Below are 25,163 nucleotides of genomic sequence, written 5' to 3' on the forward strand. Positions count from 1 at the left end.
TCAACTTCTGACACTATCCTCTACGCAGGATTCCCATCCTCAACTCGCAGTGTTCCGCTGGACACCACTCTGGCCCGCAATCCACCGCGGAAGTCCTTTTGCATGAATTCTTTCACACCGACTGCAACGACCCGGTCCATCCATTCGCACGGCTGGCATTCCTGGCTCCCCTCAAACTCGACGCCTTGCAACTGGAATCTTTTCCCAAGCAGGCCTGCTAGATTTGCTTCGGTGACGATCAGGTTACGACGAAACAGCGATGCTGCCAGCGTCGGCAGCTCAAATTTCTCGCGAATCGCGTCAATCACGGCTTGGTCCATAAAAGTGACCTGCCCCTTACGGTCGAGTTTACCGTGATAGTAGCGGTCACCGACGAGGCCCCGTCTGGCTTCGCAAAAAACCTCAGGGGGGCTGAGGGTGCCGTGCTGCTGCGTCGGCTCACCTTTAGCTACCCAGTAATCGTGACCGGGTGAGACGATGATTTCGATGAGTTTCATATTTGCCTTACCGTTTTGATTCTTCTTGCTGAGTGCGGAGCGACACCCCGCCCAGTCAGTCCCACATCGTTTGGCTCGCGGTTTGCTTTGATTTTGCTGCGATTTGGTGGGACGTGACGTTTCGCGTTCCCAAGTTCCCCGCTGACTGACATACCGCAGAGATGCAATAGAAATTGACATGACCTGCGAACCCCGGCGGACATTAATTTACCTTCATAAGAATGGCATCCATAGGGCAACGCAGTATGCTTGACTTGAAACGCGTGGCAATTGTAGGTAGCGGCCCCACCGCTCTTTACTTGCTCAAACACATTGCCAATTCGGCGAGCGATTTCTGCAAGCAGATCACCAGCATCGATGTTTTTGAGCAGGACTCGCGACTCGGTATGGGGATGCCGTACAGTCCCCGCACGACAGATCATCACAACATGTGCAACATCTCCTCAAAGGAGCTGCCAGCACTGGAGACACCGTTTGCCGCGTGGCTACGGTCGCAGGATCAGGCCACGCTGCGTGAATTTGGGCTATCTCGCGATGATATCAACGAAGATGACACGTACAGTCGATTGGCCATGGGGCAGTACTTTGCCGCCCAGTTCCGGGCGATTGTAGCGCGTCTAGAATCCGCCGGAATCAAGATGGTTGAACATGCTGAGTGTCGCGTCGTTGACATTCAAGTCGACCCGCTTCAGGAAACGTACACCGTCATTGCCGATCCTAATTTGGAAGCCGAATTCGATACGATTGTGATCGCCAGTGGTCACCAATTCGATGCGCGTGACGAGCCGGCGTCCGGGTACTACACATCTCCCTGGCCGATTCAGAAACTTCTCCCCGCCGACGGACAGAAACTCGCCTTCAAAATTGGGACGCTGGGCGCATCGCTCAGCGCATTTGATGTCATCTCGTCGCTCGCCCATCGCCATGGCACTTTCCAAGCTCGCGCTGGCGGCGGCGGCAAGATGATCGATTACATCCCGGACGATGGGTGCGAGGCTCTTCAGTTCGTGATGCACTCAGCCGAAGGCTGGCTGCCCCATTTGCAGTATGAACAAGAAGAGCCGTTTCGTGAACTCTACCGACACGTGTCTCAAGAAGATCTCGAATCTTTACGCGACGAGTCGGGTTTTCTGCGCTTGGATACCTACTTCCACGAGGTCTGCCGCCCCGCTCTCATCGAGGCATTCCAACGCGACGGCCGAGACGACATGGCGTCTCAGCTGAGTCAACCCGATTTCGGCATCGAGCAGTTCGCCGAGCAAATGACGAGCGAACACGAGTATGAAGACGCCTTCGACGGCATGCGATTGGAACTGCCCGCAGCCAGACGATCGGTTCAAGAAGACTTCCCAATTCATTGGAAAGAGGTCTTTGACGACTTAATGTATGCCCTCAACTTCCACGCCGATTGGATGCCCGCAGAAGACCATATTCGATTCCAGTCCTGTGTCATGCCGTTTCTGCTCAATGTGATTGCAGCGATGCCACTACGGGCGGCTCGGATGTTGCTGGCTTTGCGAACCGCGGGCATGCTGCAACTCGTGCCGGGCTACGCCAAAGTCGTCTCGCTCGAGGACGGGCTGACGACAGTGCAGGTAGAGGGTGACGGTGGCAACTCGACCCACCAGTATCGCATGTTCGTTGATTGCACCGGGCAGGGATCCCTCCAGATTGAACAGTTCCCGTTTCCCTCCTTGGTCGAATCGGGAACAGTCCGACCCGCGAGAGCCCCTTTCGCCGACAGCTCTTCGCCCGGCAAGCTGCCAGAGCATGAGAACTCACGGGTGAGCGTCGATGATGGCCGCCCTCATTATCAAACTGGTGGCATCGATGTGGACAACTGCTACCGATTGATCAACGTTGATGGTCTAGCGAACAGCCACGCATATGACGTCGCTTTTCCTCACACCACGGGCGTCCGCCCTTATTCCTATGGACTGCAAGCTTGTGAGCTGACGGCGCGGTTGGTAGTCAGCAGCTGGATGGGTAAAGAGTCTTCGTGCACGGCGGACTCGTTGACGTAACCCTGCTGTGGTGAATTCCCCGTGACCGACGCCGGGATACGCGTCGATGCTCATTCGCCAGTCATTACTGGCACGCCTTTTGCTTTGCTGGCCCGGCTCACGAATCGTTCCACACACCTCAACATCCTGCAGGGCAAATCATTGATGGCAAAGAATTCAACGCGAAAATCGGGCCCGAAATCCCACGTGGGCAACGGCGGTGAGCTGCATCAAACCAGTTCGGGTGATGGCCGGTTAACAACCAATCAGGGCGTTCCCGTTGCCGACGACCAGAATACCCTTACGGTCGGGCCGCGAGGTCCTCAGTTGCTCGAAGATTTCATTCTGCGCGAAAAGATCACGCACTTTGACCACGAACGAATTCCCGAGCGTGTCGTCCACGCGCGAGGGTATGCAGCGCACGGCTACTTTCAATGCTATGAGTCCCATGCAGATTTAACGAAAGCGTCGTTCTTGCAAGATCCGTCCGTCAAGACGCCGGTGTTCTGTCGATTCTCTACCGTTGCCGGGAGTGCGGGATCACACGACACTGCTCGTGATGTTCGGGGCTTTTCAGTTAAGTTTTATACTGACCAAGGCAACTATGACCTGGTCGGTAATAACATCCCCGTGTTCTTTATTCACGACGCGATCAAGTTCCCCGACTTGGTCCATGCGGTGAAACCCGCTCCCGACCGTGGATTTCCGCAGGCCCAGTCGGCTCATGATTCATTTTGGGATTATGTGTCGCTCAGCCCTGAGTCGATGCACATGCTGATGTGGATCATGTCGGACCGAGCGATTCCCCGTTCATTCCGCATGATGGAAGGCTTCGGGGTTCACACGTTTCGGATGATCAACGCAGCCGGCGAGGCCAAGTTTGTCAAGTTTCACTGGCGACCTACACTCGGCACGTTTTCTTTGATCTGGGACGAGGCGGTCAAGATCGGCGGCGCCGATCCCGATTTCCACCGCCGCGATCTTTTCAACTCTATCGCCATGGAGAACTTTCCCGAATGGGAACTGTCGGTGCAGGTGTTCAGCGAAGCGGAGGCTAACGAATTCGACTTTGATGTGCTCGATCCCACCAAACTAGTCCCGGAAGAATTGGTGCCTCTGACACCGCTCGGAAAAATGGTGCTCGACCGCAACGTTGACAACTTCTTCGCCGAGACAGAACAGGTGGCTTTCTGTCCGTCGCACGTTGTACCCGGCATCGACTTCTCCAATGATCCGCTCTTGCAGGGCCGCTTGTTCTCATACTTGGACACGCAACTCTCCCGGCTCGGAAGTCCTAACTTCCATCAGATCCCGGTGAACAAGCCGAAGTGTCCTTTCGCAAACTTCCAACGCGATGGACACATGCAAACAGAGGTGCCGACAGGTCGGGTCGCGAATGAACCCAACAGCCTCGATGACGGCCGCCTGCGTGAGGACCCGCATGCGGGATTCACGACATATCCTGCCGAAGAGGCGGGCCAAAAGCTTCGTCTTCGTCCCGAGAGCTTCGCCGACCACTACTCGCAGGCTCGCCTGTTTTACATCTCGATGTCCGAACCCGAACAGCGCCACATTGCTGGCGGTTTTGGTTTCGAACTGGGCAAGTGTGAGAACGCGAAAATTCGCACTCGGATGCTTGGTCATCTGAACAACATCGACAAGGACCTTGCCGATCAGGTCGCCAAGGCGCTTGGCATGTCCGGGCAGGCGGACTCGATTAAACCGATCGTCAAGGTACGCGACGTTCAACCATCCAAAGCCTTGTCGCAATACGCGAAAGCTCCTGTGACCATCGCCGGAAAGAAGATCGGTTTACTGACCACCGACGGCGTCGACGCTAAGCTACACAAAGCTCTCATGAAGGCAGCAAAGTCTGAGAACGCAGTCGTTGAGATCATCACTCCCACCATCGGTGATATTCAATCGAGCAGCGGCGAACAGATCACCCCCGACCATTTCCTCTCGGGTGCCCCGTCATGTCTCTTCGATTGCGTCATCATTGCGCCATCGAAAGAGAATGCGGGCATGCTCGCTTCCCAAGCGGCGGCGGTCGATTTCATTCGTGATGCGTTTGCCCACTTGAAGGTCATCGGATATTCCCAGTCCGCGTTAGACTTATTCCAAAAAGCTAGTGTCGCAATTGATGCGGACGCAGGCCTGGTCGATGTGACCAACGCGAAACTGACGCCGTTCGTTGATATCGCCAAGCAGCACCGCATTTGGGATCGAGAACCGAGCGTGCGTGCGTTCTAGGGGGGAGTCGTTCTAACTGGCAACCGCGAGCATGATCGCGGTTGCCAGTGGGTTAACCGCTAATGATGCACATGGCGCGACTGAGCATGAACCCGTCAGGAATCCAAGCATCGTGTTCCTGTACCGTCACTCATGCGTCCGGTGGCATTCCGCGGGCAAGTTCATCGGGGGCATGCCAAGAATGCGGCGGTCCACTAGCGGTTGCTGAGCAGCTCGATTGCGACCAAAACCAGGGTGAGCATGACCGCACTGGCCAAAATCACAACGGCGCGTCCAGCTGGCACGAGATCGTGCAAGGTTAGCTTTCCATAATCGCCGATCGGATCGACGTGGCTACTGATCCAACCTGATGCCTCAGCGAACAGATACGAGCCAGCGATCATGCCGGCAATCATCGCTAACGCGTCATAGTTTCCTTGACCTAATGCTGCGGCTCCAGTCCCTGGGCAGTAGGCAGACAACGCGAACCCGACACCGAATAAAAGTCCACCAACAATATTTGACAGTAAACGCGTCGGCTTGATGTGGAGTTCAACCAGTTTCAACCGATGCATCCCATGAATGCCTAACATTCCGACAACAACCGCAGACAGCATCACTTTGACGACGGTAAAATCGTCCAGCAAGAGTTGACCGATCAGCACGTGAAATTTAGCCACCCCACCTTTCTGCAGCAGAAAACCAAACAGGACACCAAAGAACAGCCCCAGGAGCAGCTGACGCGAGGATGCACTCGATGAGGACGCTGCGGACGCCGGGTTGGAGGGTCCGTGACTTGTTTGACTTTTATCTTCAATCGTGGTTGCCATCAAATTAAATTCCGTATATCAGCATGGCGGCGACGATGCCGCCGATGAAAAAACAGATTGCCGAAACCCACGAGCCCACCGCCAATTGCAGCGTGCCGCTTATCCCGTGGCCACTCGTGCAGCCGCCCGCCATCCGAGCACCAAAAGCCATCGCGACTCCGCCCAGACAAGCAACGCCGATTCGGAGCAGATGACTCGCGGGCCCGATTCGATCCTGCCACATTTCCGGCAGCCACCGCCCGGTCCACTCACCACCGGTCCACGCCGCGACGAAGACGCCTATCACCACACCGCCCACTAACATCAATTCCCAGCCCACCTTCGGCGGCTTATCGTCAAAGTACTTCAGCGATGCTGTGTGCCCAGGAGCAACCCAGTTTCCGATCAATCCAGCAATCCGTGCATAGGCCGTTGAAGCCCCTAGCGGCTTGTTGGAGAGATAGAATGTCAACATCGACAACACTCCAATGAGCGCGCCGACCAAATAGGGCGACCACGCGGCTCCGTCGTAGGGAATCTGCTGTGTCTGATCCGATAGCATCGTCATGGATTCAAAAAATTTCATACTATGCCTCCTGTGAACGTTCTACTTCGAAACCGCGAGCGTTCCAGGCACTCCAACTTCCCGGGACATTGAGGACATTTTCGAAACCGCGAGATTTCATCAAGCTGGAAGCGATACTGGCGCGGTATCCGCTGGCGCAGTACGTCGCGTAGGCTGAGGTCTTGTCCAATCCGGTGATGCGGTCCCTCATCTCGCCAATGAAATAGTGTGTGGCGCCCGGCACATGGCCGTCAGCCCATTCTTCCGGGGAGCGAACATCCAGGATCGTCATAGTTGGATCGTCGCGTTGTCGGGTTCGCAATTCATCCACAGTCAGTTGCTGTAAATGGGTGAGCGGATATCCTGCCATCTCCCAGCTCTTCATACCGCCGCACAGATAGCCGGCGAAGTTGGCGTGCCCGGTGCGTACGATTAACCACCCGATGTTTTCAATATCCGTTTCATCCTCGACAATCAGCAGGATGCGGTGGTTTAGGTCGAATAACTGCCCGACCCACGCAGACATGTCTGGACGATCACCAATATTGATTGCTCCCGGAACATGCCCACCACCAAACGCCAGCATCGATCGTGTGTCGATCAGCACCACGCCGGACTCCCGCTGCACACGGCGAAACTCGTCAGGCGGTAAAGCCGGTATGGTGGGCAAGCGATCCAGCAGCTCAGGCCCAGTTGCGTTCACTTTCTTCAGTTTGGGATAGTGCCATGGGACGGGTGGTGCGTCATCCACCACGAAGGACCGGAACGAATCGTAGTCGGGGAAATTTAAAAATTTGTTGGTGCGTCGCTCGTACCCGATCGTGCTGTTAAGCCGATCTCCAATATCGGCGCCGCACGCCGATCCAGCGCCGTGGCCTGGGTATATCGTCACGAAGTCCTCCATTTTCAAATAGTACTGATAGAGCGTCTGATAGAGTTGCTCGGCGAGATCATTCGTCTCATCAGCACCTAATAAATCAGGACGTCCCGCAGAACCCACGAACAGCGAATCACCGGTGAAAATCGCCCATGGAGTCTCTGGATTTTTCTTCTCACACAGTTCGAATGCGAGATGCTCTGGAGTGTGACCTGGCGTGTGGCGGGCAACCAAGTGAAAAGAACCAAATTCGAACAATTGACCATCTGAGACCGACTCCGCGTCAAATTGGTACTCGGCGTCGAGGCTGCTCAGATACACCTTTGCCGTTTGGACGCGATCTGCCAGCGACCGACTGCCAGAGACGAAGTCAGCATGGATGTGGGTCTCAAAGATATGTGTGATGGCGAGGCCGTGCTTCCGCGCAAGACTTTCGTACACGGTTACGTCCGTCCGCGGGTCGATCACAATGGCGCGTCCCGATTCCGTATCACCGACCAAGTAGGAAAGCTGAGCAATCCCGTTTGTTAGGATGGATTCGAGAACGAACATTTTAAGCTTTCTGCTTCAGAGGATACCATCAGCCGCACCCACTACGCGCGAGTTCACTGGGAAGATTCGCCGCGTCACAACTGAACTGCAATCCTTGACGGGCGATGGACACGGCATTTGCGAATCTCATGCCAAGTGCCCCCTGCAACGCTCGGAAGTCTTTGGAAAGCCGTTCCGGGCTAGGCGGCCGCTTGCTGAGTATTTGCTCGTTCAGGCTCCTTGGCCTGGCTCGGCTGATCGTCCTCAGACGTATCGTCAATCGTAGCATCACTCAGGGGGCCATCACCCCGAGATGCGTCGCCGTCGCGTGCACTGCCGCTGGATCGTTCCGATTGCCCATCAGCGTCGCCGGATGAGTCGCTGCTCGACTCACCGTCGGCCTCGTCCGCGCCCTCGTCGTCCTCGTCGTCGTCGCCATCCTGGCGAGCTTGGATATCTCGCTGCAATCTGGATTGTTCACCCGCGAACTCGAGCTCCCAGTGATCGGCAACTTCCAGTTTGCGAACCTCGGCGAGTAGAAGCTGCGATGCGTGCAGGCGACCGGTATGCCGGTAGATCGCCGATAGAAGTAACAACGCGGGGGGATCTCGCGGTTCGATCGAGAGCGTCTCGTTAAGTAGTTTTTCCGCCTCCACGTAGTCAGCCCGCAGGAAGGCTCCTTGGGCCTCTGGAAACGGATCGGGTTGGTCACTCGCCTGCCGCGGCGTCAATAATAGCGGCAGCTCACGGATCGAGCGGATCGTCAGGACCAACCACGCCGCCGCCACCACCCAGCACGCTAACATCACCAGACCACCCGATAACCAATCGGAATAGATGAATTTTGCGACGAGGAGGGCGTTCACAATGGCTGCGAATGCGATCGCTGCAGGCAGCGCTGAGATACGACCGCGCCACCACAGCTCCGCCATGCCTGGCCACAGGCAGGTGAGGTAGTGTTTCGGCTGGATCGAGATCTCTTCCATCCTGGAAGAGATAGCGTTTCACGACGCTGCGAAGCAAGAGAGTCTAGGCAATTTCGGCGGCTACACCCATTCTTGGGTCGTCGGTTTGATGACAATTTCGGGAACGCATGCGCGCGGTGGCAAGCGACAGATCGACAGCACAACCTCGGCAATGTCCTCGGGCTGCAGGATGGACTGACGATGTTCTTCCGAAACAGGAACCGGACGCTTGTCGAGAATCGGTGTGTTGACTTCGCCGGGGTAGACGTTGGTAATGCGGACACCCTCGTGGCGGACCTCATTGGCCACAGCGGTTCCCATCGCAGTCATCGCAAACTTGCTCGCACAGTAGACGACGCCCCCTAAGGAAATAGCCCGTTTCCCGGCGATGGAAGAAATATTGATGATCAGACCATCTCGGCGGTCTCGCATCGCGGGCAGGACTTCCCGCATGCAGCGATAGGCACCCGTGGCATTGATCCGCAGCACACGATCCCACTCGTCCGGATCCATCTCCGCCATTGTCCGTTTGGCAATATTGATGCCCGCGCTGTTAATGAGGATATCAACGGGCCCGACGTTGTCGCGAATATCACCGAAGAATGCCTCAATGCTAGCATTTTCAGCAACATCGATCACATGCGTGCGTATTGGCTGAACCGCGTCGACGGATCCTGCGACTTCTTGGAGCGGCTCGCTGCGACGGCCACCGATGGTCACATGGGCCCCGGCGGCTGCCAGCCCCCGGGCCAGTCCCGCTCCAATTCCAGTTCCACCGCCCGTGATGGCGACAATTTTTCCGTTCAGTGTCATCTTCCAACTTTCACTTGTGGCTGCATATTTTCACCGCAGTCATTCACTGCGAGCCAAAATAAACCCTGTTCTTTCGGTGTTGGCTAGCCTACTATCATATCCTGAATAACCCCTTCCCACCTTCCGAACCTGCTGGAAATCGATTCATGACCAGACTTTTATTACTTTCTTTGGCCCTCGGATGCTTCATGACTGCTCCCCTCTCCGCTGCCGACGCCACCTCGGATGAGCCCCACTGCTCGCTGGATTTCAAGGCGAAGACAATTGATGGCAAAACGGTTGATTTGGAGGACTACGAAGGCAAAGTCGTGTTGATTGTCAACGTGGCAAGTAAATGTGGATACACCAAGCAGTACGATGGACTGGAGGACCTGTACAAGAAATATAAGGACCAAGGTCTCGTGGTCTTGGGCTTTCCATCCAACGAGTTCGGTGGCCAAGAGCCCGGCACCAACGCGGATATCAAAGAGTTTTGCACGGCGAAGTTCGGTGTCACGTTCCCGATGATGAGTAAGATCGAGGTTAACACCCCGCAAGCCAGCGACCTGTACAAACACCTTACCAGTCAAACGGCGCCGCCAGCTGGCACCGGACCCGTCAAGTGGAATTTTGAAAAGTTCCTGATTGGGCGAGATGGACAACTCGTCAATCGCTATCGCTCGGCGACCAAACCATCTGACGAAGAATTGACTAGTGAAATTGAAAAACAGCTGGCGAAGAAGGGCTGAGCTTTTTCCGCGGCCTCGCTTGGGGTACAACGGGGGAGCCCTCCGCGATCTCTCACTCGCGAAACTTCTTCGGTGAATGCAACCTTGAGCAAGAACACTCCCTCGCCAAACGCAGATGACAATCCCATCGTTAGCGTTGGAACCCAGTGGGTGATTGATGCCAGCGGATGTGAATTGGAAAAGCTTCAATCTGTTGAGCTCATCGCAGCGTTCTGCCAGCGAGTGATCGACTCGCTGGGATTGCACGTGATTGGAACTCCGGCGTCGCATCGGTTCGATGCGCCGCACGGAGTGACCATGCTATATCTGCTCAGTGAATCTCACTTGGCGGTCCACACCTATCCCGAACACGGTCTGGCCACGTTTAATTTCGTGTGTTGCCGCGAGCATGCCGAGTGGCCCTGGGAACGTGAACTTCAGATCGCGCTGGGAGCGCGAACGGTATTCATCCGCGTGCTCCGACGCGGAGAATGGTCGCCGCTCGAGCGGCCGCTTGATCGCCAGGCAATTGCAACTGACGCGGAGGCCGTGGGATGATCGGTGCCCGAACGCTCAAGAAGAAAGGAACGAACTGCCCGAACTGCGGGGGGCCAGTGGAGTTTCGCTCCGGCGGTACGATGGTGGCTGTTTGCGAATTCTGTCATAGCGCTATCGCACGCGGCGACCGCGAAGTCGAGCTGATTGGCAAAGTCTCCGATCTGGTGGAAACCGACAGCGTCGTGCGGTTGGGATCGACCGGGAAGTACCGAGGAAAGCCGTTTGAGTGCATCGGCCGGGTCCAGTACCAACATGCCGCCGGTGGGTACTGGGATGAGTGGTACCTCCGCCTACCCGGTGACCGAATCGCGTGGCTGGCCGACGCCCAGGGCCAACTCCAACTGACGTTCCCCCGCCGGATCGATCGACGAATCAGCGTCCCCGATTTCAATGCGATCAATCTGGGTGACAGTATCAGTTTGGGGGATACCGATCTGACGGTAATGGAAAAGGGAACCGCGACAGCATCGACAGCCCAGGGTGAGATTCCGTGGGAGTTCCGTCCCGGCGATGATCACGTCTATGTGGATTTGCGTGGACAGGACAATTGGTTCGCCACGATCGAATACGACGCCCCACAAAAGCCGGATGGCAAACGCAGCTTGGCCGTTGGCAAAACGGTGTCATTAGCAGACCTGCATCTCGATGCACCCGCAGTCGAACCACTCGCAGCGGACTCCATCCGTCGTGTGCAGGCGGTGCAATTGAACTGCCCGCAATGCGGTGGGCCATTGGATTTGCGAACCCCTGATCAAACGATGCGTGTCGGCTGTCCCAACTGTGGCGCGCTGCTCGACGTCAATGATGGCAAACTGCGGGTGCTGAAAACGCTCGATGATCGACTGGTCAAGCCATCGATCCCGCTAGGCAGCGTCGGGCGTTTTCAATGCCGTGATAAAGTGAGCGATCACGAGTTTACGTTGATTGGGTGCATGGATCGTTATGCGATGTATCAAGGAACCGCCTATCCCTGGCGTGAGTATTTGCTTCACAACCCAAAAATCGGTTTTCGCTGGCTCGTCGAAAACGATCGCCATTGGTCCTTCGTTGAGCCGGTGACCGATGGTGATTTCAATCACCATTTTGAGTACCATCAGTCGCTGCAGTACAGCGGTCGCTCGTACCGACTGTACGATCGTGGCCGCGCTTATGTGCGCTCGTGCATGGGCGAGTTTTACTGGAGAGTCAATCAGGGCGACGTGGTTTCAACCAGTGATTACATCAGTCCTCCCTACATGCTTTCGTTTGAGACATCAAAATCGGGCAAGACCGAAGAACTCAATATCTCGCATGGAGTCTATTTAACAGTGGACGAGGTCAAGGCCGCCTTCCAGCTCGAGAATTTGACTCGGCCTTGGGGCGTCGGTCCAATCCAACCCTCTCCTGCGATCCACATCGGCGTGTGGTTGGCCTGGGTGGCGTTCATGGCGTTCATCACCGTGATGCACGTGCTCGGTGGTGTGTGGTTTCACGCACCTGGGCAAGCGGGGCCCGATCCATGGATGTGGTTCTACGCCATGATCTTCGTATCCGTCGTGCCATTGGGAATCGGGGCGTACAAATATCACTTTGAAACCCAACGGTGGAAAGACAGCGACTACAGCCCCTATCCCACGGTGGAAACGTGACATGAAACTGCTTCAGTTCTACTTGGTCGTCGGCATCGGAGTCTGTCTGTGGTTCAGCATTGCGACCGCGTACGGTTGGCGGGCACCTGACACCGGTTTCCTCAGCGGCGGATCCAGCGGTGGGGTGTACGGCGGGCGTGGGTACGGTGGCTCGTGGGGTGGCGGCAAGTAAGCGTGGCCGCCGCGTCCCGCCCATTTTCAAGGATCATCGCAAACTCGACGTTGAAACCACTCACGATCATCAACAACCTTCTTATCACATCGAATGACATGAATTTTCTCGCACAGACTGCCCAAAACACTGCTGAGGACGTCCAGCACGTGGTTGTTTCACCCGCCCGCGACATGGGCCTAGACTTATTGCTCGAACACCTGATCGCGGCCAGTGTGTTTTCAATGATGGGCGTCATTGTGTTCATCGGGTGCTTGATCCTTACGGAAAAACTCACACCCTTTTCAATCATTCATGAAATTGGCGAAGAGCATAACCTGGCGGTGTCGATCGTTGTCGCGGCGATTGTGTTGGGCATGTCGATGATCATCGCGGCCGCTATACAAGGTTAAGCAGATTGATCGACCGCGCCCCACTCGGCCTGCTCTACGTCAACGTTCTGATCATTGCCACCTGTGGGCTGGTGTATGAACTCGTCGCCGGCACGCTGGCGAGCTATCTGCTTGGCGACTCAGTAACACAGTTCTCGCTGATCATCGGCGTCTATCTCTCGGCTCTGGGTGTCGGTGCCTGGCTATCACAGTACCTGGAGCAAAGGTTAGCGAGAACCTTCATCGAGATTGAACTGGCGCTCGCGCTTATCGGTGGATTTTCGACGCCCTTGCTGTTCCTTGCCTTCCCACTGGTGGACTGGTTTCAAACATTGCTCTACAGCAGCGTGTTGTTGATCGGGATCTTAGTCGGACTCGAGTTGCCGCTACTCATGCGAATCCTAAAAGAGCATCTTGATTTCAGTGAGTTGGTCTCGCGTGTGCTCGCATTTGATTACCTGGGGGCGCTGTTCGCTTCGGTACTCTTTCCCATTTTCTTGGTTCCCAGGCTAGGCTTGACGCGAACGGCGATCTTATTCGGATTGCTCAACGCGGCAGTCGGTTTATGGGGCACTTACCTGCTGCGACCGTTATTACCTGCTCGAGGACTGGAAGGGCTGCGCGGTCGCGCGGTACTGGTCATCGGCCTGTTGATCGTGGGATTCATCAAAGCGGATTCGTTGACGACGCTGGCCGAGGAAAACACCTTGGGTGGCCAGATTATCTACGCCGATACATCGCCTTACCAACGCATTGCGGTGACGCAGGACGGCCGTGGGTTTCAGCTCTATCTCAATGGCCATCTGCAGTTCAACAGTGTCGACGAATATCGTTATCACGAGGCCCTCGTGCATCCTTTGATGGGTGTCTGCCCGGATGCGAAACGAATCCTGGTGCTTGGCGGTGGTGATGGTCTGGCTGTGCGAGAGCTCCTGCGGTATCCCAATATTGAGTCCATCACGCTGGTTGATCTCGACCCAGCAATGACTCGCTTGGCAACCCAGTTCGAGCCCTTGGCGATGCTAAATGAGCGATCCTTGTCGGATCCCAAGGTCGCCGTGATCAATCAAGACGCTTTCGTCTGGGCCAAAGACAGGCTGGAGCCATTGGCAGCGGACACGAGCGACAGTCCCGATGCAAAGTTCGACGCCGTCGTGATCGATTTCCCGGACCCCAGCAGTTACTCGGTGGGAAAACTCTACACCACTTACTTCTATCGAGCGTTGAAGCGGCACTTGGCCCCTGACGCTGGCGTGGCGATCCAGTGCACCTCGCCGCTGGTGGCACCGAAATCATATTGGTGCATCCTCCAGACATTACGGCAGTCTGGATTCGACGTTTCTCCCTACCACGCCAGTGTGCCAACCTTTGGCGTGTGGGGGTTTGCGCTGGCGCGACCGCTGCCGACCGATTCCAGGGGTACCGAGCGGGTTTCGAGTGGTGGTGACTGGCAGTTACCTCCTAGGTTAAACCCGCGTCTTTCCGGATTGAAGTTTCTCAATGACGCGGCGATGCGAGGCCTCTTCGACCTCCCCGCCGACCAACAGACGCGTGAGGTCTCGACCAACCGGCTCAACGATCAAATTCTCGTTCGTTTATACGATGAAGAGTGGGGCGGACGAAACTAAGTAGCAGCGTCTCTCCGAGACGCTGAGCTAAGTCTGCCCAGACGCTGAGCTAAGTCTGCCGCGCCACGGAACTGGGGCTTGGCCGGCGGTAAACCGAGTCTCGGAGAGACTCGGCTACTCAGCCTGCTATTTTGCCGCATCAAGAGCGGCTATACTTCCGCAAACCCCCGTTTAGGCAATTGCACGCGACCACTGTGCGTGACACTCGTTACCCCACCTCAACCCGCTCACCACTCGACCAGCTGGACGTTATGGAAAATCGAAAAAAACTGCTTTTGGCCGGAATTCTCTGCCTCATTGCCGCCGGCATCGGCTTTGGCGTGCGAGGCGGACTTCTTGAAGTCTGGTCGGGCCAATATGGCTTCACGATGACTGAGCTAGGTCAAATCACCGGCGGTGGGTTGGTCGGTTTTGGGTGCGTGATTCTGTTTGCTGGATTTCTGATCGATACGATTGGTTATAAGCGATTGATGCAGATCGCACTGATGTGTCACCTGATTTCGGCGGTGATGCTATTTTTCGCGACCCCGGTGTTCAACGCCAGTGGCAAAGAAGCAGTGTACGCGCTGCTGTATTGGTCCATGTTCATTTTTGCGATCGGTAACGGGATTTGTGAGGGTGTGATCAATCCACTCACTGCGACCCTTTTTCCGGAACAGAAAACTCACTACCTCAATATTTTGCACTCGGGGTGGCCAGCAGGATTGGTGATTGGCGGACTGATTGTATTCGCCAAGCCGTATGTGCCTTGGGAGATCCTGATGGCGACGTTCTTGGTTCCTGTCGTGATCTACGGCTTTATCATCACGTTTGAACCCTTCCCCAAGACAGCGGCCGAACAGGGTGCGGTCTCTTACGGTAGCATGATCACTCGTTTGATCACGCCGTTTTTCCTGATCTTGTTGTTCGCTCACGCTTGCGTCGGTTATGTCGAACTCGGTACCGATAGCTGGATCAACAAGATCACTGGTAGCATTCTCAGCAGTGCGGCCCTGGGAACGGCCTTGTTCATTTACACGTCGTTGCTGATGACGGTATTGCGTTTCTTTGCAGGACCGATTGTCCATCGCATTTCGTCGCTGGGTTTGCTGCTATGCAGTTCATTAATCGGTGCTGCGGGCCTCTATTTGATTAGCATCGGCACGAACGTTTACTTCATGTTCTTTGCTGCGACGGTATACGCCGTCGGCAAGACGTTCCTATGGCCGACCATGCTGGGCGTGCTTGGCGAGCGTTTTCCTCAGAGCGCGACGATCGGAATGGCGCTCATGGGCGGTGTCGGCATGCTCTCCGCAGGTGCTCTTGGCGGGCCTGGGATTGGGTACAAGCAAGACTACTATGCTTCTCATGAGCTGCAGGAAGTTGCCCCGGAGACCTACGATCGGGTGAAAGCTCCGAACGAAAATCAATTTCTGTTTTTCCCTGCGATCACGGGAATCGATGGTTCTGCTTCCGCGATGCTGGCGGATGATGGTAAAACGATCGAGAACGAACGGGAGATTGCTGGCGAAGCGTGGACGACCGAGAAATTTGAGGAACCGCGCAAGCAATACGATTGGTGGCAAGCCAATAAATCTTACGCCGATGTGGATGCCGGGCCAGTGGCCGCAGCAAACCTTTATGGCAGTCGGATGGCACTTCGGGTGACCACGTTGGTGCCGCTGACGATGGCGGCTTGCTATATCATCCTCATTGTATTCTTCAAGAAACCAGAGCACGTCGAAGAAGAAGTCGTCGAGGAAAACGAAGCCATTGGTGCGGTGTGACATTTCTAGGTTTCGTTTTCAAAGGTCTGCTGCGGCGCCCCTTTCGCGCCTGTCTGACGCTGATGGCACTCGCCACAGCGATCGGGTCGGTGATGGCGTTTGTGGGCGTTGCGGATGGGTTCACGGAATCTTTTCGCAACGTGTATGCGTCCCACCATGTTGATTTGGTGGTCTCCCGCCAGGGTTCCGCCGATCGGCTGAGCAGCTCGTTGTCGGACGAATTTCCGGCTCGGATTGCTGCTGTGGAGGGCGTCGGCAATGCGGCCGGTGTGTTGCTCGAAACGCTGTCGATCGAAGACCATCAAATTTACGGTATCCCCGCCATGGGCGTTCGCACCGATAGTTGGCTGTTCGCCGATTACGGATTGACGGCGCCGGAGAAGACGCCCGAGGGTGATGATGCCGACACGCTGTATCTCGGCGAGAATCTCGCCCGACGGATGAACGCGGACGTCGGTAGTGAAGTCATGCTGTTTGACGAACCCTTTCATGTAGGCGGAACGTTTCAAAGTGGCAGCATTTGGGAAAACGGATCGCTGATCCTGCCCCTCGCGGCGTTGCAACGTCTGACGGGACGTGAGGGACAACTGACCTATATCAACGTGATGCTGGCGGGGAACGTGGATCCAGGCGACACGAAACCGGTGGTTGCCGGTATCGAGGCCATTGATCCAAAACTGCTGGCGCTAGCCACAGATGAATTTGTCGAGACCGACCAGCGGATGCGTTTAGCAGGATCGATGGCCTGGATGACGTCGGCGATCGCGTTGCTCGTCGGGGCGATCGGCACACTCAATACGATGATGACGAGTGTGCTCGAACGGACCGGAGAGATTGGAATCCTGCGGGCGATCGGTTGGCCGACACGCCGGGTTGCCTTGATCATCTTTCTCGAGTCAGTGATCCTGGCGATCGTCGCCACGATTCTGGGCGGGATCGGCGCCGCCGCTCTGCTATCGCTCTTGGCCGCCACTGACGCTGCGGGCGGGCTGTTGCAGCCTTCGATTGCGTGGTCGGTATGGCTTCGCGGGGCGATGATTGGATTGGGGATTGGCGTCGTCGGTGCGTTGCTGCCCGCCTATCGGGCCACCCGGTTGCATCCCACCGAGGCGCTCCGGCATCAAGGTTAGGGTGAGACCTGGCGGCGAGAAGCGTCAGCGGTCCGGCGCGGCGCCCCTGCCTGATGCCCGACGGCACTCGGCTCACAACGCCCGGCTTTATGGTTAGACTGCAATGATCAACGATTCATTTGAGAGCTGCCGAAGAGCCTGATATGTCCACATCTACCGACCCCGCGCCGCCGCAACCGTCATCGAGCAACACGCGGCATGAGACGGTCGATATGCGACCGTCCCGATTCGATCTGACGTCCGGATTTTTTCTCACGCTGATTTTGTTTCTGGGCGTGATCGTTTCGATGATGTTCTTGCTGTGGACGCTCAATCGCTGGGCATCCCAATCAGAAATCCGTCATTCTCCGCCGGTACGTACGACCTTTGTCGACGCTGGGAGTACGGGTAGCGAAAGCGATTTCGATACTCCCCAGTGGCGGGAGGTGCAGGAGTTGATGGAACCGGCGATCGAGGAATCGCTAATTTCAGTGAACGAAGCCGCTCAGGAGGCGGCGCGGACTCTCCGGCCACTTGGTGAGCTACCCGAGCGAGCGTCAGGGGCAGGTCACTCGGGGCCCGATGCCACAGCAGGCATCCCTGAGGAAGAGGACGACATTGTTCCCAGGTTCGAGCGCTGGCAGCTGAATTTCTCTGCTGGCAACCGACAGGACTATGCCGCCCAACTCGATCACTTTGAAATCGAACTTGGAGTGATCGGTGGTGGCATTCAAGGTGTCGACATCGTTGAGCACCTCTCGACACAGCCGCAGACCCACCGGCTGGTCAACTCCGAACAGGAGCAGCGGCTGTTTTTCATGTGGACCACCGCGAGCGGACTGCGTGATTACGAGCAAGTTATCTTGACCGAAGCTGGCGTTGAGCTCGAAGGTCGGGTGGTTATTCGCTTGATTCCCCGCGATCTTGAAAACCAACTGGCCCTGATGGAACTGAAATTTTCCACTGCCGCAGGGCACGAATCAGTGACTGATATTGCCAAAACTGTTTTTCAGTGCAAGCCCCTCAAGGGCGGATTTGAGTTTCGGGTTATCGATCAGCGATACCGCTGAATCCACTCGCCACGACGGGGCTCGACCGCCTGAGGAGGTGAGTGCTGTCTGGCCGCGTTTGCTGTCCTCAAGGTTGAGGTTGCTGCCATTTTTCCACTCGCTCACGGACGCCTGGGATCAGCCGAGCGGCGTTCTCGTGATAGATTTTTTTTAAGACTTCGTCGGGCAGGTGGATGCCATAGATCCGCCATAATCCTTGCGGTGGCGGCGATTTCTCGCTGTACGGAAAATACTCGTCCCGACTCTCCAGGAATCGCCAGTAGTACCGCAGTCGCTGTGCAGGCCAGGGCCCATCGGTACCGAACATAATCCGATCGGCGTAGCGGATAAAGAAGTCACGGGACGTGTAGGGCTGCCGTCCCAATTCGCTGATCCGTGAGGCGGGTTCGACCCACAGGTTCGGGTACTCGTCGAGCCACTGCGACAGGGTCGCCAGATCCTCGGCATTATTGGCCATGTGAGCGCCGATGAACTGCGTCTGAGGATGCCTGGCAATGATCCGGTTGCGGGCGTCGAGCAACTGTTTGCGTGATGGGTACCCGTCGCCATAAAAGCTCCAATCGGGATGCCGCGACAATTCCTCCCAGCGTTCGTTGTCGGCATCGATGGGTTCGAAGAAGGCTGCCGGGTCGCTCGTATGGATAATGACGGGAATCCCAAGTTCACCGCAAGCGGCCCAAATTGGATCCCAGCGAGGATCGTCAATCTCAATCAGAGAGCCATCGGGATTGCGGTAACCCAGTCCGAAGCGTTTGAAGATTTTCAATCCAGAAACGCCTTGCTCGACTGCGGCTCGCAGCTGAACTGCGGTTCGCTCGGCGAACCCCGGTCGTTGGCACGCCCAAGTGGCAGGGTCATCCTCCGCTCCGTCGCCCTGCCAGTCAACGTTGGCGAAGACCACGAAGCGATCACGGTGGCGCTTCCAAAGTTGTTTGAGATGTTCGTCGAGCTGACTGCCGAGTTTGCCGTCGAGCGAAACACAGACCGCAATATTGTTGCGATCCATCTCGCTCACGAAGTCATCGAGAGCCTGTTCATTTTGTCGCAGCCGGTAGAAGAGGTGCGTATGCACATTCACGACAGGGAACTTCGCCTGCGTCAGTGGCGTGGACTTGACCTTGAGCTGCGGCACAGGATCGAAACTGCGCACCGAGAGTTCGCGACCGTCGCAACCATCGAGCGGTAGCGTAGCGACCGCCGTGGAGTTCGTTGTCATCGCATCGGCGACTGTATCTCGCGATCGACCGTCGTCGGCATGCGTCATCGCGATCGATATCGAGGTCATGACACCCCAGGCGCTCGCAAAGGTCAGCGTTGTAAAAAAATTTCGCATGAACTAGCTCTCAGGCTGAATCGATTTAATTTTCGGAAACTGGATCGCCAGCTGCGCCGCGTGCTCGGCGGTCAGGCAGGTCTTTGGCTCAGCGTCCCTGCTTTCAGGATGCCATCGTAAGCCGCCTCGCATGGCCGCGGCAATGGTCTCGGAATCGGCTACCTGATTTCGTTCGATCGCAATCGCTTCGAGTCGCAATACCGCTGCAAACAAATCCGCGACGAGGGAGATCTGCTGCTCATCGGACATGGGAAAGTCTGCCAAGTCATCATGCTGATATTTTAGCGCCAACGACGACGCACGACTCGCTAAAGCATCGTCACAACGGTTGCCGTCGGCATCATAGCGATAGAAACCTTCGCCGACTGCCACGCCGGCGAGTTTCGCCTTCACCATTGCAGGCAGTAACGGCGATGGATCCATGCGTGTGGGGAACGCGCTCCAGACCACACGTCCGCCGTCGAACGCCGTCCGCGGCCCGATCAAATCTACGAGTTCTAGCGGTGAGATCGGCATCCCATACCGCTGGGCAGCCCGTTGGATGGTGGCTGCAGACACACCACCACAAAGCAAGTTCATCGCTAGGTTCAGGTACGGTGCCAACAAACGATTGACGACAAATCCGGGCGAGTCTCGTACCACCAGGGGCGTCTTGCCGAGCGCTCGTGAATGAGCGCAACAGGCCTCGATCACGTCTGGTGCGGTTCCGACTCGACCCGTCTGCGATGCAGCGTCGGCGGTATGCGGAATCACCTCTGCCGCTGGGCGATCGACGACCGGCATGAAAAAGTGAAATCCGCAAAGTCTTGCGGGGCATCGCATATTGGCCGCGATCGACGCAATCGACAGCGTGGACGTGTTCGTCGTTAAAACTGCGTCGCGTTGAAACCAAGATTCGGCGTCGGCAAAGAACGCCTGTTTGATATCGAGCCGCTCGGCGATCGACTCGATCAGCAACCATGACGGTAGCGCTGCAGGAGCCGCAGCGAGTTCGGCCGAACCGTTGTCAAAATTCGATGGACTCAGGTGAGCGACAGGCAGCGGTAATCGTACGCCCCAGGGCGAGGCGGAATCAGCGACGCTATCACATCGTTGCAACACGCGGTCGCAACTTTCACGGAGCACCTCCTCGTCTCGATCAGCTAGCCACACGGGGATGCCCGCGCGGAGGTGATCGATTGCGATCGCACGACCGACCACACCCGCGCCCACGAGCAGCACGTGGCGATGACACGATGTGGCAGATGGCTCCTTGGAATCACTCATTCCTTGGCATCCGCAGCTTTGGGGGCAGCGTGATTCGCAATCGGGAGCATCGATTTGTCGGGCGGTGTGGTGGGATCGACCGGCAACGCTGCCGGTGGCTCATCGCTTGGGATCGACTGGGGGACCAACACCAATCGGACCGGCGTGCCACGTTCGGGAATGTTTTCGCTGAACGGTTCGAACAGCAGATTACCGGCGTCGGCGCTGCTATTGAACGGCACGTCCAGCATCGCGGAGCTGAAATTAGAAACGCAAATCATGTCACCGGCGTCAGCGGAGTAGTGCTCGACATTATCTTCGGGATCCGACCAAAACGTACTGCCAGCGAAAACCCAAGGTTCGTCAAGCTGAGTCTTGGTTTTCATGTTGCGAACCCACTCGCGTGCGTCGACTGCATGGAACTCCTCTCCCGGTACGAATTCGACTTCTGCATTCGATGGTTCCTCCTCGTCTGCTTTCTCCGGTACCGATGAAGGTTCAGGACTTCGCCAGGTCGCCCACACCGTAATGGTCTGGCCCGTCGGTGGCAGGAATTCTGGGTTCCATCGCACCGGCGTGCCACTTTGAGCACCGATGGCGAGCAGCGCTGCATGTACTTCGCTGCTCTTCGCAAACACCGCAACGACGGACTCGTGCTCCTTCGTACCGACCGGACAGGCAAACATTTCGAGCGGCCCTCGCCGCATCGCGACGTAACCGTCGATGTAAACCCGTTTCGCTTTCATGTCGACCCAGAGGTCCGCCTGCTTCCCGAGTTGCTTGGCCCCTGGAGGTGCAGCGTAGGTGTCTGCGATACGTCGAATCGCGCGTTCCTGCGCCTTGATGTGAGCTAGGATTTCTGGATCGATCTCATAGTCATCTTCCTCCATCGTGTCGCCTGCATTGGGGGATTCGGTGGTATCGGCAGCTTGCTCGGCAGGCGATTCGATATCGATAGTTCCATTGCTAGGAGTCGATGGGGCGTCGTTCTTCTCACGGGCTGGCGGCGGCTGTAAACGCAGCGTCTCTTTCGGTGCTGTTTGGGGCTGCTCAACTGTGTCCGCCGCAGTGGGTCGGGGGGGTGGGGCAGACGCGTCCGCTTGCGGCGGATTGCTGACCTCGGGAGGAGCCGTTGCCGCTGGTTCCACGGCGGCAGGCGCCGTTTCAGGTGCCGGCGAAGGCGGTTCAGGCTGGGGCTGGCAACCGGTAACAAACGCACTGCAGAAGCAGATCGCCAGGCAAACGAGCACCCCGCGGTACGCAGCGGAAGGGATTGTGAATTCTGGATTGTGCATCTTCGGTTCCCATCGGTGGGCGGTTAAACTACGTGACGCCCTCAGTATCCCCGTTGTCCGCCGATCGGTCCATGACATTGACTCCCACGACGCCCAAGAAACGCAAACGCAGCAAGAAATCATTAGCTGTTGCTCCCGAAAGCGAGTCAGTCCAGCTTGATTTCGGCATGCCGCTGGACACTTCGCATTGGGACGCACTGCGGCAGGATCTGAGCAGCAACGTAGCGGTCGGCCGTTCGGCTGAAGATGTCTGGGGTGACGATGCACGCGACGGTGCGATCTACCGCTGGGGTTTCGCCACCGCGATGCAGGGGCCAGCGACGGTTCTCCAACGCAAGTTAGCAGAACTTGCGACCTGCAACTCTGGCGAAGCGATCGGTGCGCTCACCGCTGGCGAGCGAGAACTACTCGTCGAGGAGGCGAACGGACTGATCGATGGTATCTTTTCTGATCAGATGACTGGCATTGAGGCCAGCGAAACGGTTTTGTGGGCTGCTGCCATGCCGGCTCTCAGTCAGATCCTGCCGGCCGAAACGTGGTGGCAGTGTGGCGAGCAGCTGCTGCAGGTTCGCGCCGACGCCTCCCTCGGCTCCGACACTACCTGCCCCCTGCACCTAGTGTTGGCCGGTGAACTCGGGCTGACACTCGCCTGGCGACTCGCTCCATTGCCAGCCTGCCCGAAAGTTGCATTCGCCGCGTTGGAAGCAGTGTCTGGATTTCTTCAGGGCGAAGGTGAATCGATCGATCGGTCACTGGTCCGTCCGCAGGAGTTGCGATTGATCGTCGCCTCTCTTGTGCGGTGTGAACGCCTGGTACGTCTTCTTGGGAAACCAACCAAACGCAGGTGGAGTAAGCGTGAACGTGAGATTGCCGCTGAGTTCGCTACCTGGATGGCGGTCCTGGCGCGACATGATGGGACGCAAGTATTTTCCGATGCTGCCGTCTCGGCGTGCCGGAGTGATTTCGGGTCATTGAAGAAGGCTTCGCCGCCTGACCTGCATGGTTTGATGCGGGCGGGGAGTGATTTTGATTCCGAAACGCTTGTACCGGCAATGGCTGCGGCACTTGGCCAAAGCCACTCTGGCGGCCGATTGGCGTGGGAGGTATCCCTGCCTGAAACAATGTGGCATAGCGAGCGGAGTGGCGTTGCCGCCATGTTGCCGGAGTGGGACGTGCGACGCGGACGAACCTTCCTCAACTATTCAGGTGCCGATGTCGAGGTGGAGGTCACCGCCGGTCGCCGCTCGGTGCTCAAGGGCACGCATCAATCGATGATCCAGGTCGATGGTGAGCTCCAACAACCCGCGGGCAAATGGGAGTGCACCTGTGAATACTCCGACGACGATGTACATCTGATCGAACTCGAGCAACCCTTTACCGGTGGCGTCGTGCTGCAGCGTCAGTGGATGATGGTCCGCGACGACCGCTGCGTGATGGTGTCCGACGCGGTGCTGCCGTCGACGCAAGCGAACCGTAAGGAGACTGGGGTAGGTGTGGTCGACAACCGCGAGATTCGGTGTGTCAGTCGGCTGCCCTTGGCCGCAGGCATTGAAGTGATAGAGGATGCCGAGACACGCGAATTAGTGTTGAGTGATGGCAAGAAAGCCCGTGTGCTATTCATGCCGCTGGCTTCAAGCGAATGGAAGGTCGGTCCATCGAGCTGTCATGCCTTTCTCTCCGAAGATCAGCATCTCGTGGTCACAACGACAGGCAGCGGAGCCGTCTACTCACCGCTGTGGTTGGACTTTCAACCGCGCCGTTTCCGCCGCAAACGAACCTGGCGGCAACTCACCATTGCTGAGGATCTCGCCATCATTCCACGCCATATCGCCGCAGCGTTCCGTGTCCAAATCGGTAGCGAGCATTGGTTCGTCTACCGTTCCATGTCGGGCCGGGGACCGCGTTCGATCATGGGCAAGCACCTGATTGCTGATTTCTTTGCGGCTCGTTTCCACCCCGGTGACGGCGGGATGGAAGAACTCGTGACTGTGGATGCGGGGGAGTAGTCCGACATGGCGGAACTCATTGAGAGCAAGCAGCTACCCTGTTCGGCAGCGGATGCTAGGCAACGCATCGCCGAGAACTGGCAACGGGTCTGCCTGAATGTTGCGGAGGCGACTGCCGCGGCCGGACGCCAAGTAGACGAGGTCCACATCGTGGGCGTTTCAAAGTATGTCGACGCTCTGATCACAAGTTGGCTCGTCGATGCCGGTTGCCGCGATCTGGGCGAGAATCGCCCTCAATTGCTCGATCAAAAGGCGACGTGGTTTGCGGAGCACCGCCCCGACGTCGCTACCGAAATCCAATGGCATCAGATCGGTCATCTGCAGCGAAACAAAGTGCGGCGGCTACTGACCGTCAAGCCGCTGGTGCACTCGATCGATAGCGAACGACTGCTCGATGAGGTTCTCGCCGAAGCCCGGCGGCAGGAAACATCGGTTGACGTGCTGATCGAAGTGAATGTCAGCGGCGATCAGGCAAAGACGGGTTTGCCTCCAACGGAATTACCGGGATTGGTGGAGCGTTTTTTTGCGAGGCCTGATCGCTCCTCGTCATCGCATGGTGTTCAGATTGTGGGGTTGATGGGCATGGCAGGCTGGGGCACCGACCCGCACCAGGCCAGACCCCAATTTTCACGTTTACGAGAACTACGCGATTCGCTGGTGGATCAAACCGATGTTGATTTCCCTGAACTCTCCATGGGCATGAGCGGTGACTACGCCGCGGCAATCGCCGAAGGGGCTACCCTGGTTCGTATCGGTTCAAGCCTGTTTGAGGGTTTGCTTTAGAGGTTGACTGAGATTGTAATTGAGGGAGCGGACGCTCACTTCATCGCTAGGAAATCACTGCCTTGCCGTCGCTGGCGGTTCGGGAAATAATTTCTGTTCTCGAATCCGGACGTCAGCCATGAGGACTTCCAATGGATCGTGAAGGAAGTCACGGCGATTAATCATCGCCTCCATTTCACTTGCTCTTTGCGCGACCTTAT

22 protein-coding genes are annotated in these 25,163 nt (G+C 56.9%); 13 read left to right on the forward strand and 9 right to left on the reverse strand.

The features are described from left to right. Positions 1-20: 20 nt before the first annotated feature. Positions 21-677, reverse strand: coding sequence for an MOSC domain-containing protein (locus Poly21_RS14035; protein ID WP_146407606.1), 657 nt, complete (start codon positions 675-677; stop codon positions 21-23). 65 nt (positions 678-742) lie between these two features. Between Poly21_RS14035 and Poly21_RS14040 the strand changes: the two genes are divergently transcribed. Further along, on the forward strand, positions 743-2,521 hold the full coding sequence (locus tag Poly21_RS14040; protein ID WP_302118897.1) for an FAD/NAD(P)-binding protein: 1,779 nt from the start codon (positions 743-745) through the stop codon (positions 2,519-2,521). Between the two features lie 144 nt (positions 2,522-2,665). Next, complete coding sequence (locus tag Poly21_RS14045; protein ID WP_146407608.1) at positions 2,666-4,753, forward strand: catalase; 2,088 nt, start codon at positions 2,666-2,668, stop codon at positions 4,751-4,753. A 194-nt stretch (positions 4,754-4,947) separates the two neighbouring features. On the opposite strand, the gene Poly21_RS14050 is transcribed toward Poly21_RS14045, so the two are convergent. The 5 genes from Poly21_RS14050 to Poly21_RS14070 form a co-directional block, all read right to left on the reverse strand. Next, positions 4,948-5,562 carry a YeeE/YedE thiosulfate transporter family protein gene (locus tag Poly21_RS14050; protein WP_146407609.1) on the reverse strand — a complete coding sequence of 205 codons (615 nt, stop codon included), beginning with the start codon at positions 5,560-5,562 and terminating at the stop codon, positions 4,948-4,950. 4 nt (positions 5,563-5,566) lie between these two features. After that, entirely contained in the window at positions 5,567-6,127 is a 561-nt protein-coding gene (locus Poly21_RS14055; protein ID WP_302118899.1) for a YeeE/YedE thiosulfate transporter family protein, read from the reverse strand. A gap of 1 nt (position 6,128) precedes the next feature. After that, entirely contained in the window at positions 6,129-7,535 is a 1,407-nt protein-coding gene (locus tag Poly21_RS14060; RefSeq protein ID WP_146407610.1) for an MBL fold metallo-hydrolase, read from the reverse strand. A gap of 179 nt (positions 7,536-7,714) precedes the next feature. Then, the gene (locus Poly21_RS14065) at positions 7,715-8,500 is read right to left on the reverse strand and encodes a tetratricopeptide repeat protein (RefSeq protein ID WP_146407611.1); all 786 of its coding nucleotides are present in this window, start codon (positions 8,498-8,500) and stop codon (positions 7,715-7,717) included. Positions 8,501-8,560: 60 nt separating this feature from the next. Continuing rightward, positions 8,561-9,292 (reverse strand): SDR family oxidoreductase, encoded by a 732-nt coding sequence (locus Poly21_RS14070; protein WP_146407612.1) that lies wholly within the window; start codon positions 9,290-9,292, stop codon positions 8,561-8,563. Between the two features lie 146 nt (positions 9,293-9,438). Here Poly21_RS14070 and Poly21_RS14075 point away from each other — a divergent pair, with 146 nt between their 5' ends. The 9 genes from Poly21_RS14075 (at position 9,439) to Poly21_RS14110 (ending at position 18,301) form a co-directional block, all read left to right on the forward strand. Beyond that, positions 9,439-10,020: a glutathione peroxidase gene (locus Poly21_RS14075; protein ID WP_146407613.1), complete on the forward strand. Its 582-nt coding sequence runs from the start codon at positions 9,439-9,441 to the stop codon at positions 10,018-10,020. 72 nt (positions 10,021-10,092) lie between these two features. Then, positions 10,093-10,557 carry an S-adenosylmethionine decarboxylase family protein gene (locus tag Poly21_RS14080; RefSeq protein ID WP_302118901.1) on the forward strand — a complete coding sequence of 155 codons (465 nt, stop codon included), beginning with the start codon at positions 10,093-10,095 and terminating at the stop codon, positions 10,555-10,557. Next, entirely contained in the window at positions 10,554-12,185 is a 1,632-nt protein-coding gene (locus tag Poly21_RS14085) for a DUF4178 domain-containing protein (RefSeq protein ID WP_302118902.1), read from the forward strand. The genes Poly21_RS14080 and Poly21_RS14085 overlap by 4 nt, the downstream gene beginning before the upstream one ends. Before the next feature lies 1 nt (position 12,186). Continuing rightward, positions 12,187-12,357 (forward strand): hypothetical protein, encoded by a 171-nt coding sequence (locus Poly21_RS27555; protein WP_302118903.1) that lies wholly within the window; start codon positions 12,187-12,189, stop codon positions 12,355-12,357. 98 nt (positions 12,358-12,455) lie between these two features. Beyond that, complete coding sequence (locus Poly21_RS14090; RefSeq protein WP_302118904.1) at positions 12,456-12,749, forward strand: DUF350 domain-containing protein; 294 nt, start codon at positions 12,456-12,458, stop codon at positions 12,747-12,749. A 5-nt stretch (positions 12,750-12,754) separates the two neighbouring features. Further along, positions 12,755-14,356 (forward strand): polyamine aminopropyltransferase, encoded by a 1,602-nt coding sequence (locus Poly21_RS14095; protein ID WP_146407614.1) that lies wholly within the window; start codon positions 12,755-12,757, stop codon positions 14,354-14,356. Positions 14,357-14,607: 251 nt separating this feature from the next. Further along, positions 14,608-16,122 carry an MFS transporter gene (locus Poly21_RS14100; protein WP_146407615.1) on the forward strand — a complete coding sequence of 505 codons (1,515 nt, stop codon included), beginning with the start codon at positions 14,608-14,610 and terminating at the stop codon, positions 16,120-16,122. Beyond that, the gene (locus Poly21_RS14105; protein WP_146407616.1) at positions 16,119-17,252 is read left to right on the forward strand and encodes an ABC transporter permease; all 1,134 of its coding nucleotides are present in this window, start codon (positions 16,119-16,121) and stop codon (positions 17,250-17,252) included. The genes Poly21_RS14100 and Poly21_RS14105 overlap by 4 nt, the downstream gene beginning before the upstream one ends. A gap of 143 nt (positions 17,253-17,395) precedes the next feature. After that, on the forward strand, positions 17,396-18,301 hold the full coding sequence (locus tag Poly21_RS14110) for a hypothetical protein (protein ID WP_146407617.1): 906 nt from the start codon (positions 17,396-17,398) through the stop codon (positions 18,299-18,301). 67 nt (positions 18,302-18,368) lie between these two features. Here Poly21_RS14110 and Poly21_RS14115 read toward each other — a convergent pair whose 3' ends face one another. The 3 genes from Poly21_RS14115 to Poly21_RS14125 all read right to left on the reverse strand — a co-directional run bounded on the left by Poly21_RS14115 (position 18,369) and on the right by Poly21_RS14125 (position 22,174). Further along, positions 18,369-19,517 (reverse strand): amidohydrolase family protein, encoded by a 1,149-nt coding sequence (locus tag Poly21_RS14115; protein ID WP_146408693.1) that lies wholly within the window; start codon positions 19,515-19,517, stop codon positions 18,369-18,371. 120 nt (positions 19,518-19,637) lie between these two features. Continuing rightward, entirely contained in the window at positions 19,638-20,900 is a 1,263-nt protein-coding gene (locus Poly21_RS14120) for a 3-hydroxyacyl-CoA dehydrogenase family protein (protein WP_146407618.1), read from the reverse strand. After that, the gene (locus Poly21_RS14125) at positions 20,897-22,174 is read right to left on the reverse strand and encodes a YdjY domain-containing protein (RefSeq protein WP_302118907.1); all 1,278 of its coding nucleotides are present in this window, start codon (positions 22,172-22,174) and stop codon (positions 20,897-20,899) included. The genes Poly21_RS14120 and Poly21_RS14125 overlap by 4 nt, the downstream gene beginning before the upstream one ends. Positions 22,175-22,245: 71 nt before the next feature. On the opposite strand from Poly21_RS14125, the gene Poly21_RS14130 reads away from it, so the two are divergent. Both Poly21_RS14130 and Poly21_RS14135 read left to right on the forward strand, forming a co-directional pair. Then, the gene (locus tag Poly21_RS14130) at positions 22,246-24,180 is read left to right on the forward strand and encodes a hypothetical protein (RefSeq protein ID WP_146407619.1); all 1,935 of its coding nucleotides are present in this window, start codon (positions 22,246-22,248) and stop codon (positions 24,178-24,180) included. A gap of 6 nt (positions 24,181-24,186) precedes the next feature. Beyond that, entirely contained in the window at positions 24,187-24,963 is a 777-nt protein-coding gene (locus Poly21_RS14135) for a YggS family pyridoxal phosphate-dependent enzyme (RefSeq protein WP_146407620.1), read from the forward strand. The last annotated feature ends 200 nt before the right edge of the window (positions 24,964-25,163 follow it).

Origin of the sequence: Allorhodopirellula heiligendammensis (assembly GCF_007860105.1) — a bacterium.
GTDB classification, from domain to species: Bacteria; Planctomycetota; Planctomycetia; order Pirellulales; family Pirellulaceae; genus Rhodopirellula; species Rhodopirellula heiligendammensis.

Bases quoted from the DNA above. Each gene is read 5' to 3' on its own strand.
- Poly21_RS14045 (WP_146407608.1), top strand. From the start codon at position 2,666: ATGGCAAAGAATTCAACGCGAAAATCGGGCCCGAAATCCCACGTGGGC.
- Poly21_RS14125 (WP_302118907.1), bottom strand. From the start codon at position 22,174: ATGCACAATCCAGAATTCACAATCCCTTCCGCTGCGTACCGCGGGGTG.
- Poly21_RS14130 (WP_146407619.1), top strand. From the start codon at position 22,246: ATGACATTGACTCCCACGACGCCCAAGAAACGCAAACGCAGCAAGAAA.
- Poly21_RS14055 (WP_302118899.1), bottom strand. From the start codon at position 6,127: ATGAAATTTTTTGAATCCATGACGATGCTATCGGATCAGACACAGCAG.
- Poly21_RS14135 (WP_146407620.1), top strand. From the start codon at position 24,187: ATGGCGGAACTCATTGAGAGCAAGCAGCTACCCTGTTCGGCAGCGGAT.
- Poly21_RS14065 (WP_146407611.1), bottom strand. From the start codon at position 8,500: ATGGAAGAGATCTCGATCCAGCCGAAACACTACCTCACCTGCCTGTGG.
- Poly21_RS14060 (WP_146407610.1), bottom strand. From the start codon at position 7,535: ATGTTCGTTCTCGAATCCATCCTAACAAACGGGATTGCTCAGCTTTCC.
- Poly21_RS14070 (WP_146407612.1), bottom strand. From the start codon at position 9,292: ATGACACTGAACGGAAAAATTGTCGCCATCACGGGCGGTGGAACTGGA.
- Poly21_RS14110 (WP_146407617.1), top strand. From the start codon at position 17,396: ATGTCCACATCTACCGACCCCGCGCCGCCGCAACCGTCATCGAGCAAC.
- Poly21_RS14050 (WP_146407609.1), bottom strand. From the start codon at position 5,562: ATGGCAACCACGATTGAAGATAAAAGTCAAACAAGTCACGGACCCTCC.
- Poly21_RS14100 (WP_146407615.1), top strand. From the start codon at position 14,608: ATGGAAAATCGAAAAAAACTGCTTTTGGCCGGAATTCTCTGCCTCATT.
- Poly21_RS14040 (WP_302118897.1), top strand. From the start codon at position 743: ATGCTTGACTTGAAACGCGTGGCAATTGTAGGTAGCGGCCCCACCGCT.
- Poly21_RS14115 (WP_146408693.1), bottom strand. From the start codon at position 19,517: ATGACAACGAACTCCACGGCGGTCGCTACGCTACCGCTCGATGGTTGC.
- Poly21_RS14090 (WP_302118904.1), top strand. From the start codon at position 12,456: ATGAATTTTCTCGCACAGACTGCCCAAAACACTGCTGAGGACGTCCAG.
- Poly21_RS14085 (WP_302118902.1), top strand. From the start codon at position 10,554: ATGATCGGTGCCCGAACGCTCAAGAAGAAAGGAACGAACTGCCCGAAC.
- Poly21_RS14120 (WP_146407618.1), bottom strand. From the start codon at position 20,900: ATGAGTGATTCCAAGGAGCCATCTGCCACATCGTGTCATCGCCACGTG.
- Poly21_RS27555 (WP_302118903.1), top strand. From the start codon at position 12,187: ATGAAACTGCTTCAGTTCTACTTGGTCGTCGGCATCGGAGTCTGTCTG.
- Poly21_RS14035 (WP_146407606.1), bottom strand. From the start codon at position 677: ATGTCAATTTCTATTGCATCTCTGCGGTATGTCAGTCAGCGGGGAACT.
- Poly21_RS14075 (WP_146407613.1), top strand. From the start codon at position 9,439: ATGACCAGACTTTTATTACTTTCTTTGGCCCTCGGATGCTTCATGACT.